Genomic DNA, 12,062 nt, shown 5'->3' with positions numbered 1-12,062 from the left:
GGAAATGCCTTTCACTTCTCTTCCGCGGCGTCGCCCTCGGCGGACGCGGCGGGTGCCGTCTCCGGACGGCGGAGGATTCGATACAGGACGAGGGCGACGACGGCGATCGCCGCGCCCGCGCCGCCGACGAGCAGCAACCGCAGGCCGCCGTCGGTCTCATCAGTGGACTGATCCGTGGGATCCGAGGCGTCCGGAACGTACGAGGGAGCATCGGCATCCGTCGGTGCCTGCGTCGCCGTCATCGGTTCGGCGTCGCCGATCGTGAACGGGACGATGCCCGAGATCGGATGCCCGTCCTCCGAGACCACCTGCCAGCGCACCTGGTACCCGGCGTCGGGCATTCCGGGCTCGACCGCGGCGGTGACGGTGCTAGCCGAGACCTCCACATCGCCGGTCGCCCAATCGCGACCGCTCTCGTCGATCACGAGCACGACCGCGCCCTGGGTGGAATCGCCCAGCACGAGCAGCTCGCCCGAGTACGTCAGGGTGATGCTCTCGGGCGCCGTGGCCAGACTCTCGTCGGCTTCGGGCGTGCTGTGGACGAGCGAATCATGGGCGGATGCCGGCACGGCCGTCGCGAACACCGCGACAGCCGCCACCGCCATCCCGACCGCGAATCTGCGGGCAGGGGACATGGATGACAGACCTCTCAACGGGCGCCGGGAAGCCGACGCCGCATGTGCGTTCGGATGCCCGCGCGACAGCGTGCCGGCGCAGGCGTGATCACCTGACGGCGCAGAGGCCGCAGGCGCGGATCAGATCGCGGGGGAGAGAGGTGGTGCTCGACCGCGCAGGGTCGACAGCAGCAGTCCATCGCGCAGGGCGACGGGGGAGGAGAAGACGGACGGGGCCGCGAGCGGGCGCGCGGGTTGCACGAAGGTCGCCGAGTCGACCCGGCGCTGCACCCAGCGGATGCTCTGCTGCGCGAGATCGCGCAGACCGAGGAGCAGCCTTTCACCGCGGTGCAGAGCAGCGATCGTGAGGGCGGCGGCGACCACGTGTCCGATCCACATGGTGCCGTCGGCGACGACGGCATCCGGGATCGCGCCCGCGGCCGGGAGCACCAGCGGGGCACCGTGCACGTGCGGGGCGACGACGCCCGACGGCGTGATCGTGCCGAGCACGAAGAGCGTGTGGAAGAGGAACTGGCTGACCGCCACCGAGATGCTCAACCGGATGACCGAGAGCCGGCGGCCGGCGAGGAGCACGCACACCATGAACGAGAGCACCCACGGCACGAGAATTCCGAGCGGCCCCGGCATCGCCCCGCCGGCGGTGACGTGCCCGGCCAGTGCGACGAAGATCGCCACGGCGGATGCCGCGAACCCGCGCAGGACGGCGGGTCTTCTGGACGGGTGCACGCGTCCATTCTGTCAGGTCGCCGAAACGCCGCGAACGAGGGGCGTCAGATTCTCCGACGCCCCTCGTTGTACTCGACGGGCCCTTCCCCAGGACCCTCAAGTGATCTCCCCGATCACGTCGGTGCTTCGGGCACCACACCCGAGGGGCGGCGGTCCCCACATGCCGCCCCTCATCCCCCTCCGGAGATCTCGCGTCAGGCGATCACGTGCACGGCGCCGCCGACGATGATCGTCAGGAGCGTGGTCCAGGCGACGATCGCGAGTCCCTGCCAGAAGAGGATCCGCGTCTTGCTCACGCCGGTCGCGGCGAGCATCGTCGCCGTGAACTGCGTCGGCAGCAGCAGCGGGCCGAGCAGGCTCACCCCGGGAACGCCGTAGCGCTCGAGAGCGTTCTGGAACTTCTGCTTGCGCGGGCTCGCCGCCTCCGGCGTCTCGATCGCCGCTGCGTCGCCGCCGGCCGCGACGAGCTGACGGGAGCGGTTGCGCTGCACGATCGCCTGCCGTGCGCCGGAACTGGCGAGCACGAGCACCAGCACGCAGAGGAAGTTGCCGACGATGCCCGCGATGGCGGCGACGACGGGATGGATGCCGCCGATGATGCCGATCGAGGCGGCGCCCTCTCCCTCGATGAACGGGACGGCGCCCGCGAGGGCGACGATGAGCGGCTGAACGAGCTCGGGCACCTGGGCGACCAGGTTCTGGAAGGTCTCGATGAGGTTCATGGTGTCCTCCGGTCTGTGCGGCAACGGTCTCTCCGTTGCGATGCATCCAGTTCACCCGCTGGGGTCCGATCCCGGCAGTGCCGCGGTGTCACCGGAATCCACGCGCTCCGCACGACCGAGGGGTGACAACTGTCACGGCTCTAGGGTGGTGGGGTGAGCACCCCCTCGACACCCGGAGCCCGCCAACTCGCGCGCGGCATCATCGCCACCTGGTGGTACACGGTGTCGGGTGTGCTGTTCCTCGAACTCATGCTGGTGTTCTTCTGGACGGTGCTCGCGTTCGCCGAGCCCGAGAGCATCGTGCCCGGCATGATCGTGGCCATAGGCGGCCTGATCTGGTGGGCGTCCACCGCGCTCCTGCTGCGCGACTACCGGCACCGCGTCGATGCCGAGCCCGGCGTAGCATGGCGGAGCATCCTCCTGCCGATGACCGTCGCGGTGGCGTTCGGCGTCGTCGCGGGCATCGCGCTCGGCAGTTGGCAGCTCGCGCTCATGCCGATCATCCAGTCGCTCGCGCTGCTCAACTGGCCCGCCGGTGTGCGGTACCGCGTGACCATCGCGGCGGTGCTGGTCATGGGGGCGCTCGGATTCATCGATGCCCACGACGAGGCGGCAGCCGTGTGGTGGATGCCGATCTTCTACACCGCGCTCCTGCCGATCATGACGGTGAGCACGCTGTGGTGGTGGGATGTGCTGAACACGCTCGACCGCGCCAGAGCCTCCGAGGTCAGGCTCGCGGCCACCCAGGAGCGTCTGCGCGTCGCCACCGACGTGCACGATCTGCAGGGGCACCATCTGCAGGTGATCGCGTTGCAGCTCGAACTCGCCGAGCGGCTCATGCCCGTCGACGCGGATGCCGGTATGGAGCAGCTCCGCGCGGCGCGCTCCAGCGTCGACGACGCACGGCAGGGCACGCGCGACCTCGCGACCCGCTTCCGCTCGGTGCCGCTGGGCGACGAACTCGCCAACGCCCGCGACCTGCTCACCGCCGCCGGCCTCGAGGTCGAAGCTCGCATCGCCCCGGACGCGGCATCCGCGCCGGCATCCGCCCTCGGGCCGGTGATCCGCGAGACGACCACGAACGCCCTGCGCCACGGCGGCGGCGCGCGGGCACGGCTCACCCTGGCTCGAGACGGCTCGCACTGGCGCTACACGATCGCGAACGACCGTGCGGAGGGTGAGGAATCGGATGCCGATGGCTCGGGCCTCGACGGTATCCGCCGCCGTCTCGCCGAGGTCGGCGGAGCGCTCGACGTGCGTGACGACGGCGACGAGTTCGTCGTCACCGCGACCGTCCCCGCGGAGGACGCGCGATGATCCGCGTGCTGCTGGCCGACGACGAGGGCATGATCCGGTCGGCGCTCGCCGCGTTGCTGCGGCTCGAAGACGACATCGATGTGGTGGCGGAGTGCGGTGACGGCGACGAAGCGGTGGCCGAGGCGCTGCGCCTCGAGCCCGACGTGTGCCTGCTCGACCTCGAGATGCCGGGCCTGGACGGCGTGCAGGTCGCGGAGCGGTTGAACCGCGCCATCGCGACCCGCTGCGTCGTCGTCACCCGCCACGCGCGGCCGGGTGTGCTGCGTCGTGCGCTGGCATCGGGGGTGTCGGGCTTCCTCCCCAAGTCCCGCGGAGCGAACGAGGTCGCCGCGGTCATCCGCAAGGTCGCGGCCGGCGGCAAGTACGTCGATCCGGAGATCGCCGCCGATGCCCTCAGCGACGAGCGCTCGCCGCTGACCGATCGCGAGCTCGACGTGCTGCGTGCGGGGCGGCGCGGCGAGACGACCGGGCAGATCGCCCGCATCCTCTCGCTCGCCCCGGGAACCGTGCGCAATCACGTCTCGGCGATCCTCGGCAAGCTCTCGGTCGCGACCCGCCAGCAGGCGGTTCTCCTCGCGGAGGAGCGCGGGTGGATCTGAGCCGCCTATCCTGGCATCATGACCTCCGTCGCCGCTAAGCCCTCGGTCCTGTTCGTGTGCGTGCACAACGCCGGCCGCTCGCAGATGGCCGCAGGATTCCTGCGGGAGATCGCGGGAGACCGCATCGAGGTGCGCTCGGCCGGATCGATGCCCGCCGACGCGATCAACCCGGTCGCGGTCGAGGCGATGAGCGAACTCGGCATCGACATCACCGCCGAGCAGCCGAAGGTGCTCACGACCGAGGCCGTCCAGGCATCGGATGTCGTCATCACCATGGGATGCGGCGACGCCTGCCCGTTCTTCCCCGGCAAGCGCTACGAGGACTGGACGCTCGACGACCCGGCCGGGCAGGGGATCGACGCGGTGCGCCCGATCCGGGATGAGATCCGCGCGCGGATCGAGACCCTCGTCTCCGAACTCGTCTGATCCTCTGCGGGGCTGCGGCCGGAGGGAGCCCGGGGCATGTCGTGGTTCGGAACGCTGCCGACGCCGGTGGGAGTCATCGGAGTGGTCAGTGACGGCACGGCGGTCACGCGCGTGACGTGGATCACCGAGGCCCCGGCCGGGGCCGAGCTCGGCCCGGATCCGCTGCTGAGCGAAGCCCTCGGGCAGGTGGCCGCGTACTTCGCCGGTCGGCTGACGCGGTTCGACCTGCCGATCGAGCTCGGCGAGCAGACCGTCGCGACCCGTGCCGTCCTGACGGCGCTGTACGAGACCGTCGGCCACGGCGAGACCCTCACCTACGGCGGCCTCGCGGCCCGGAGCGGCACCGAGGTCCCCGCCCGGGGGATCGGATCGATCATGGGCGCCAATCCGGTGCCCCTCATCGTCCCGTGCCATCGCGTCGTCGCGGGCGACGGTCTCGGCGGGTACTCGGGCGGCGTCCCCGGCCACGGTCTCGAGACCAAGCGCTGGCTGCTCGAGCACGAGGGTGCGCTGCCCGCGTCGCTGTTCTGACGGATCGTTCCGGAGGCGCCGGCGGCGGCATCCGTCATCGCGTCATCGACGCGCCCGACGTCCTGCGAGAATGGACGTGCCGAAGTCCCGAACCGAGGAGCCAACGTGCAGTTCATCTCCACCCGCGGCGGCATGCAGCCGCAGCCGTTCAGCGAGACGCTGTTGGAGGGCCTCGCGCCCGACGGAGGGCTCGCCGTCCCGGCCGAGATGCCGACCGTCGACGCCGAGACGCTCGAGCGCTGGCGGGCACTGACCTACCCGCAGCTCGCGACCGAGGTGCTCGGCCTCTTCGCCACCGACATCCCGCGCGAGGACCTGGCCCGGATGACCGAGGCGGCCTATGCGCCGTTCCCGGGCAACGTGGTGCCGCTGCGCTCGATCGGCGACGGTCTCACGCTCGTCGGGCTTTCGGAGGGGCCCACGCTCGCCTTCAAGGACATGGCGATGCAGTTCCTCGGGCAGGTGCTCGAGTACGCGCTGGAGCGCAAGGGATCCGTGCTCAACATCCTCGGAGCGACCTCGGGCGACACCGGATCCGCCGCCGAGCACGCGCTGCGCGGCAAGGAGCGCGTCTCGGTCTTCATGCTCTCACCGCAGGGCCGCATGAGCGCCTTCCAGCGGGCGCAGATGTTCTCGCTCGACGACGACAACGTGCACAACATCGCCGTCGAGGGCGTGTTCGACGACTGCCAGAACCTCGTCAAGCACCTCGCCGGAGACCTCGACTTCAAGCGGGCGCAGAACCTCGGCGCCGTGAACTCGATCAACCTCGCGCGCATCACCGCACAGGTCGTCTACTACTTCTGGGCGTGGCTGCGGGCGACGGATGCCGACGGCCCGACCGAGGTGTCGTTCACCGTTCCGTCGGGCAACTTCGGCAACATCCTCTCCGGTTTCTTCGCGAAGCAGATGGGGCTGCCGATCCGCCGCCTCGTGCTCGCCGCCAACGAGAACAACGTGCTCGACGAGTTCTTCCGCACGGGTGTCTACCGGCCGCGCAACGCGGCGCAGACGCTCGCGACGTCGAGCCCGTCGATGGACATCTCGAAGGCATCGAACCTCGAGCGCTTCATCTTCGAGCTCGTGGGCCGTGACCCCGAGCGCGTCGTCGGCGCTTGGCGCGACCTCGATGAGCAGGGCTACTTCGACTTCGCCGGTGACCAGCCGCGCTTCGCGCTCGAGTACGGGATCGTCAGTGGCACGTCGACGCACGCCGACCGGCTCGAGACCATCCGTTCGGTGTACGCCTCGACCGAGGAGATCATCGACCCGCATACGGCCGACGGAGTGAAGGTTGCGCGTCAGTACGTGGAGGAGGGCGTGCCCATGCTCGTTCTCGAGACCGCGAAGCCGCACAAGTTCGCCGAGACGATCAACGAGGCCATCGGTGTCGAGCTCGATTACTCGAAGGAACTCCGCGAGATGCTCGGCGCCCCCCAGCACGTCACCGAGATGGCCGACGACGAGCACGCGCTGCGCGCGTTCATCGAGGCGCACGCCCTGCGTTGACGCGCGTCACTCCTCGGGGTCGCCGTGCAGCATCCAGTCGATGCCGAACCGGTCGACGAGCATCCCGAACGTTCCGCCCCACGGCGGAACGTCGAGCGGCATGGTGATGGTCGCGCCTTCGGCGAGCTTGTCCCAGACCTCCTGGGTGCGCGCCTGCGTGTTGCCGCTGAGTGAGACCGAGATCCCGGCGGGCTTCTCGTAGGGCATCCCGTCGGGGGTGTCGGACGCCATGAGCACCAGGCCGTCGGGCGTGGTGAGCTGCGCGTGCATGACCAGGTCCTTCTGGCTGGGATCCTGCACCATGTCGGGGAAGTCCCCGAACACGCTGATGTCGAGGTCTCCGCCGAGCACGCTCTGATAGAACTCCATCGCCTGGCGGGCGTCGGTGCGGAACGACAGGTACGGGTTGAGATTCGCCATGACTGCTCCTGGTGAGAGGGATGCCCCGGGTTCGAGGCACGATCAGTCTGCGTCGGTCCGTCACCGCGCACAAGAGAGGTCGGCGAGCGCGTCCCGGTTCAGGCCGGGAGAGCGCGAACCGCGGCGGTGAGCACCTGCGGGACGGTCGGCACGCCCTCCGCGCGGAAGACCGTCTCGCCGTTCGCCGCACGGATGATGACCGTCGGGGTGAAGCGGATGTCGAGGGACTCCGCCGCGTCGGGATCGCGTGCCACGTCGATCTCGGTCACGGTCGCATCCGGCAGGAACCGTACGGCGTCGGTGAGGACGGCGCGAGTGCGCGCGCACGCACCGCAGAACGCCGATGTCACGAGCGTCAGCTCCATGTGCGTCTCCTCTCGGCGGATGCCTCCACCGATGCAACCGCCGAGCGCAGGTTCGTGTTCCCGCCGCCAGGACTCGGTCGCGAGGCGCCGCTCAGAACGCGGTGCGTTTGACGAGGCCGCGATTCCTGCGGATGTTCTCGTAGTCCCACTGGATCGCGCGCGACTCGGCGAGCCAGGCGGCGACCGCGTCGGTGTCGACGTCGTCGGCCTCGACGAAGAGCACATCGGCGGCCTGGAACGACCCGGATGCCTCAAGACCCGGTGCCGCGAACGACTGCCCGCTCCAGAACATCAGCCGCATCCCGTCCTTCAGCCTGCTGTAGCCGACGATCGGATTGCCGTCGAGGAACCAGACGGGATGCGCGTGCCAGACCTTGCCGGTCGCCGCGGGAAGACCGCGCTCGATCTCCGCGGCGAGCCGGTCGGCGATCTCGCGGTCGGCCGGAGCGAGGCGTGCGTGGTACTCGTCGATCGCGCCGTCCCGCGTCACGTCGGTCACTCGCTGTCCAGGCCGAAGTTGCGCTTCACGAGCGCCTGCACGTCGCGGTCGAGTCCGTCGATGCGAGTCGACACCGCGTCGAATCGAGCTTCTACGGCGACGAATCGAGCGTCGACTGTTTCGAACCGCGAGATCATCTCGGCGCGCAGTCCACCGATCTCGGCGCGCATGACCCGAGTGATGTGCGTCGACATGATCGTCATGATGCCGAACATCAGAGCGATGAACGCGCCGATCATCGTCCACGTCTGTGCTTCGGTCAAAGCGATCATCCTCCTATTGTGAGTGGCGGTCCCCATCCTGCCAAGGTCCGGATCACCTCGCGGCTCGCTACTCACGATCGGTGGAAAACTCGCTCAGGTCGTCATCGGTGGAGGGGGAAGCGCGCCCTCACGCATCCCTCGCCTCCGCCCGCGGATGCAGCACACCCGAGGCGGCGCCGAGCACCGCACCGACGATCGTGTCGACGATCCGCTCGCCCGCGACGTCGAGCGACCCGATGCTTCCGGTCGCCGCGCCCGTCAGCAGCAGCACGAGCGGGGTGATGAATACGAGGGCGAGGGCGTAGTGGCGCACCACGACGAGCTCGATCGAGAACTGCAGCAGCCCCAGCAGCAGGGCCAGCCAGATGCCGGCCGGATGCAGCAGGGCGAGCAGGACGTAGAGGCCGGCGCCGACCACGGTGCCGAGCATCCGATGCAGCCCGCGCTGGAAGGCGGCGCGTCGTGCGGCGGCCACACCGATCACGGCGACGGCCGAACCGACGATCCAGTAGGTGCGATCGGGATCGATCACGAGGCCGAGCAGCACGCCCACGATCGCGACGATCACGACGCGGAGCAGGAGCATCCGGGAATCCGCGTTCCAGGCCGGCCCGGGGAGGAGCTCTCGCATCGGGCGCGCCCGGATCCGCCGGATGCGGGGGAGCGCGAGCGGCGCGAGGGCGACGAGGTACGAGAACAGGCAACCGCCGGTGAGGGCTGCGAGATAGACGAACGGGTCGATCGTCCCGGAGGCGACGACGTGGGCGGACAGGCCGTAGACCAGCACGAAGAACAGCGGTCCGGGAGGGCCGAGCCGGAAACCGAACGCGAGAGCCGCACTCACGGTCGCGACCACCACGACACCGATGCTCACGACGAGAGTGTTCCCCGCGACGAGGATGCCGAGGGCGGCGCTCAGGAGCAACGAGACGGCGATGATCGGCAGCACGCGCGCACGATCGACAACCGGGGCGGAGCCCGCGTAGAGCACCGTGAAGGCACCGGAGGCGGCGATGTAGCCGAGCGGTGCCTGGCCGAGGACGGTCGACACGGCGATCGGTGCCGCGATGCCGATCGCGGCCTGGAGGGCGAGGGGCCAACGCGGTCCACGGGAGGGGGCGAAGGCGAAGAGGCTCACCCCTCCATTCTCCTCCTCGCTCCTGCGGAGGCGGACACGGTCGATACGATGGCGAACGTGACCCCCACCGTGCGCCCCGGCATCGACGAACGCCTCTCGCGGATGATCCAGCTGCCGACCGTCTCGGCCGAGCTCGAAGAGCGGGGACGGGAGCCGTTCGACGCCTTCGTCGCCCTGATCGCCGAGTTGTACCCGTTGACGCACGAGAGTCTCGCGCTCGAGCGCCACACCGATTTCGGGCTCCTCTTCCACTGGCGCGGGAGGGCGGAGGCATCCGAGGGGCCGGTCGTGCTGATGGCTCACTACGACGTCGTCCCGGTCGACGAGAGCGATGCCTGGACGCATCCTCCCTTCGCCGGTGTGATCGCCGATGGCATCGTCTATGGGCGGGGCGCGCTCGACGACAAGGGGCCGTTGATCGTCGTGCTCGAAGCCGTCGAGAACCTGCTCGCCGACGGCTTCGTCCCTGCGCGCGATGTCTACCTGTCGTTCGGTGGCAACGAGGAGACCTACGGGTACGCGGCGCAGGAGATCGCCGCGGTGCTTCGCGACCGCGGCATCGTTCCCTGGCTCGTCGTCGACGAGGGAGGAGCGGTGGTCGATGCACCCCTGCCGTTCGTACCCGGGCGTGCGGCGATGATCGGCGTCGGCGAGAAGGGCGTGATGACCGTGCGGCTCTCGGCCCGCGGGGACGGCGGTCATGCCTCCGCCCCGCCGACCCTCACGGCGGTGCGGCGCATCGCGCGCGCGGTCGATCGGCTGGGCCCCACGACGTTCCGGCCGCGGGCGTCGACGGCGATCCTCCGGATGCTGTCGCGCCTCGCCGATCAGACGCCCGGATCGGCGCGGCACCTGCTCCGGGTGCTCGCCTCCGCGCCGCTGCTCACGGCGCGGGTCTTCGCCGCGCTCGGAGGAGAGCCGGCGGCGCTCGTGCGCACGACCGTCGCGCCCACGATGCAGTCGGGCGGGACCGCGGCGAACGTGCTCCCGTCGCAGGCATCCGCCACCGTCAATCTGCGCATCGCTCTGGGAGAGACGACGCAGCAGGCGGTTCTGCGCGTGCGTCGGCGCGTGCGCGACCCGCTCGTGAAGGTCGAGGTCGTCGAGGCGAGCGAACCGTCGCCCGAATCGTCGACCGAGAACGCGCAGTTCGCGCTGCTCGCCGAGGCGCTCGAGATCTCGCATCCGGGCGTGCCGGCCGTGCCGTACGTGATGATGGCGGCGACGGATTCGCGGCACTTCCATCGCTTCGCCCCGGCGGTGTATCGCTTCGCTCCCCTCGAGATGTCGAACGCGCAGCGGGCATCGATCCACGGCGTCGACGAGAACGTCGAGATCGCCGCCCTCGCGCGGGGAGAGCGGTTCCATCGCGCTCTCCTCGAACGGCTAGTGTGATCTCAGTCGCCCCTCGATGGGTCCGGGGGCCCCACGAGAAGCAGGAGTCGCGATGACGCGCACGCGCACACTGGGCACCCTGGCCGCCGTCGTCGGCTACCTCGCGTTCGTCGAGTTCACCAGCGGCGTGCTGCAGGGGTATTACACCCCGATGCTCACCGACATCGCCCGGCACCTCGGCATCCACGACGCCGACGTGAACTGGCTCGAGGGCACGCAGCTCATGCTGTCGGCCCTGGTGGTGCCCGCCTTCGCGAAGCTCGGCGACATGGTCGGCCACAAGCGGATGCTGTTGATCTCGACGGCCCTCACCGCCGCGGCAGCACTCGTGCTGCCGTTCACCGACTCTTTCGGGGTCTTCCTCGTCGCGTGGACGCTCATGGGCTTCTACGTCGTCTGGCTGCCGCTCGAGATCGCCCTGATCTGGTCGCGGTCGCGCCGGATGGAGGGGCGCTCCACGATCACGGCGAAGGCCGCGGGTCTCCTCGTCGCCGCCCTCGAGGGGGGAGCGATCCTGGGTGCACTCGCCGGAGGTGCACTCATCGATGTGCTGCCGCTGACGGTCGTGCTCCTCGTGCCGGCGATCCTCATCGTCGTCTGCTTCTTCGTCATCCTGTTCGGGGTGAGGGAGTCGCCCGACCCCACGGGCGGTGCGTTCGACACGGTCGGGCTCATCCTCATCTCGCTCGCCCTCGTGTGCTTCACCGGTGGACTCAGCCTGCTGCGCCTCGAGGGCGGCCTCGTGAACCCGTGGTCGTGGGCGGTGGTGCTGCTCGGGATCGTGCTGGTCGTGCCGTTCGTGCTCTGGGAGCTCCGCCGCGACGATCCGCTGATCGACGTGCGCATGTTCCGCTCACCGGCACTCGGCCCGGTGTTCCTCACCGCCGGTCTCTTCGGCGTCAGCGTGCTCGGCGCGCAGGCTCCGCTGTCGACCTTCGCGCGCACGGACCCGGGTGCGCACGGCTACGGGCTGGGCACCTCCGGCTTCCAGACCTCGCTCATCATCGGGCTCTATCTCATCGCGATGATCGCCGGCGCTCTCCTGTTCCCGCTGGTCGCCCGTCGCACCACGCCCCGGCTCACGCTGATGGGCGCGTCGCTCCTGGTCGGGATCGGGTTCCTGCTGTTCCTGCCGTTCCACGACACCTACGCGCAGGTCGTGACGAACATGGTGATCGCCGGGCTCGGCTCCGGAGCGCTCGTGGCTGCGCTTCCCGCGGCGGCGGCATCCGGTGCGCCCGCCACGCAGACGGGCGTGGCGACCGGCCTGACGAACTCCGTCAAGACCGTGGGCGGGGCGATCGCGTCGTGCGTGTTCGGCATCGCGCTGTTGAACGGCGTGGCCGAGTCGGCCGGTGCGGCGGCCGAGGGCACCGCTGGGTCGCTCGCCGGGTACTTCACCGTGTGGATCGTGTGCGGCGTCACTGCCCTGGTGGCGGCCGTCACTCTCGTCTTCGTGCCGAAGACGGCGTTCACGGATCGTCCCGCCGAGGTCGAGGCGTCGCCGGTCGTCTGAT

Annotated in this window: 15 protein-coding genes; 7 read left to right on the top strand and 8 right to left on the bottom strand. The window is 69.9% G+C overall.

All coding sequences use genetic code 11. The features are described 5' to 3' along the window. Window positions 1-11: 11 nt before the first annotated feature. The 3 genes from WFJ97_RS06940 to WFJ97_RS06930 form a co-directional block, all read right to left on the bottom strand. Entirely contained in the window at window positions 12-635 is a 624-nt protein-coding gene (locus tag WFJ97_RS06940) for a copper resistance CopC family protein (protein ID WP_336640926.1), read from the bottom strand. Window positions 636-755: 120 nt separating this feature from the next. Next, entirely contained in the window at window positions 756-1,361 is a 606-nt protein-coding gene (locus WFJ97_RS06935) for a hypothetical protein (protein WP_336640925.1), read from the bottom strand. Between the two features lie 194 nt (window positions 1,362-1,555). Next, on the bottom strand, window positions 1,556-2,083 hold the full coding sequence (locus WFJ97_RS06930) for a small multidrug efflux protein (RefSeq protein WP_247623295.1): 528 nt from the start codon (window positions 2,081-2,083) through the stop codon (window positions 1,556-1,558). Between the two features lie 153 nt (window positions 2,084-2,236). Here WFJ97_RS06930 and WFJ97_RS06925 point away from each other — a divergent pair, with 153 nt between their 5' ends. The 5 genes from WFJ97_RS06925 (at window position 2,237) to thrC (ending at window position 6,465) form a co-directional block, all read left to right on the top strand. Beyond that, on the top strand, window positions 2,237-3,400 hold the full coding sequence (locus tag WFJ97_RS06925; RefSeq protein WP_336640924.1) for a sensor histidine kinase: 1,164 nt from the start codon (window positions 2,237-2,239) through the stop codon (window positions 3,398-3,400). Then, a complete protein-coding gene (locus tag WFJ97_RS06920) occupies window positions 3,397-3,999 on the top strand; it encodes a response regulator transcription factor (protein WP_336640923.1) in 603 nt (200 codons plus the stop codon). The genes WFJ97_RS06925 and WFJ97_RS06920 overlap by 4 nt, the downstream gene beginning before the upstream one ends. A gap of 18 nt (window positions 4,000-4,017) precedes the next feature. Continuing rightward, the gene (locus WFJ97_RS06915; protein ID WP_336640922.1) at window positions 4,018-4,425 is read left to right on the top strand and encodes an arsenate reductase ArsC; all 408 of its coding nucleotides are present in this window, start codon (window positions 4,018-4,020) and stop codon (window positions 4,423-4,425) included. A 36-nt stretch (window positions 4,426-4,461) separates the two neighbouring features. Further along, the gene (locus WFJ97_RS06910; protein WP_336640921.1) at window positions 4,462-4,956 is read left to right on the top strand and encodes a methylated-DNA--[protein]-cysteine S-methyltransferase; all 495 of its coding nucleotides are present in this window, start codon (window positions 4,462-4,464) and stop codon (window positions 4,954-4,956) included. A 105-nt stretch (window positions 4,957-5,061) separates the two neighbouring features. Continuing rightward, window positions 5,062-6,465 carry a threonine synthase gene (thrC, locus tag WFJ97_RS06905; RefSeq protein ID WP_336640920.1) on the top strand — a complete coding sequence of 468 codons (1,404 nt, stop codon included), beginning with the start codon at window positions 5,062-5,064 and terminating at the stop codon, window positions 6,463-6,465. Between the two features lie 6 nt (window positions 6,466-6,471). Here thrC and WFJ97_RS06900 read toward each other — a convergent pair whose 3' ends face one another. The 5 genes from WFJ97_RS06900 to WFJ97_RS06880 form a co-directional block, all read right to left on the bottom strand. Continuing rightward, window positions 6,472-6,885: a VOC family protein gene (locus tag WFJ97_RS06900; protein WP_247632828.1), complete on the bottom strand. Its 414-nt coding sequence runs from the start codon at window positions 6,883-6,885 to the stop codon at window positions 6,472-6,474. Between the two features lie 98 nt (window positions 6,886-6,983). Beyond that, window positions 6,984-7,250 (bottom strand): glutaredoxin family protein, encoded by a 267-nt coding sequence (locus WFJ97_RS06895; protein ID WP_336640919.1) that lies wholly within the window; start codon window positions 7,248-7,250, stop codon window positions 6,984-6,986. A gap of 91 nt (window positions 7,251-7,341) precedes the next feature. Then, the gene (locus tag WFJ97_RS06890; RefSeq protein WP_336640918.1) at window positions 7,342-7,740 is read right to left on the bottom strand and encodes a DUF1801 domain-containing protein; all 399 of its coding nucleotides are present in this window, start codon (window positions 7,738-7,740) and stop codon (window positions 7,342-7,344) included. Between the two features lie 5 nt (window positions 7,741-7,745). Then, entirely contained in the window at window positions 7,746-8,021 is a 276-nt protein-coding gene (locus tag WFJ97_RS06885; protein WP_336640917.1) for a hypothetical protein, read from the bottom strand. A 118-nt stretch (window positions 8,022-8,139) separates the two neighbouring features. Then, window positions 8,140-9,150: an FUSC family protein gene (locus WFJ97_RS06880; protein ID WP_336640916.1), complete on the bottom strand. Its 1,011-nt coding sequence runs from the start codon at window positions 9,148-9,150 to the stop codon at window positions 8,140-8,142. A gap of 48 nt (window positions 9,151-9,198) precedes the next feature. Here WFJ97_RS06880 and WFJ97_RS06875 point away from each other — a divergent pair, with 48 nt between their 5' ends. Together WFJ97_RS06875 and WFJ97_RS06870 are read left to right on the top strand one after the other, a co-directional pair. After that, window positions 9,199-10,545 carry a M20/M25/M40 family metallo-hydrolase gene (locus tag WFJ97_RS06875; RefSeq protein ID WP_336640915.1) on the top strand — a complete coding sequence of 449 codons (1,347 nt, stop codon included), beginning with the start codon at window positions 9,199-9,201 and terminating at the stop codon, window positions 10,543-10,545. Window positions 10,546-10,597: 52 nt separating this feature from the next. After that, window positions 10,598-12,061, top strand: a complete 1,464-nt coding sequence (locus WFJ97_RS06870) for an MFS transporter (protein ID WP_336640914.1) — start codon at window positions 10,598-10,600, stop codon at window positions 12,059-12,061. Window position 12,062 lies beyond the last annotated feature (1 nt).

It is taken from the genome of Microbacterium sp. USHLN272 (assembly GCF_037149655.1).
Classification (GTDB): domain Bacteria; phylum Actinomycetota; class Actinomycetes; order Actinomycetales; family Microbacteriaceae; genus Microbacterium; species Microbacterium galbinum.
Note: the sequence above shows the minus strand (reverse complement) of the source record. Positions and strands in the feature narration are given on the sequence as shown.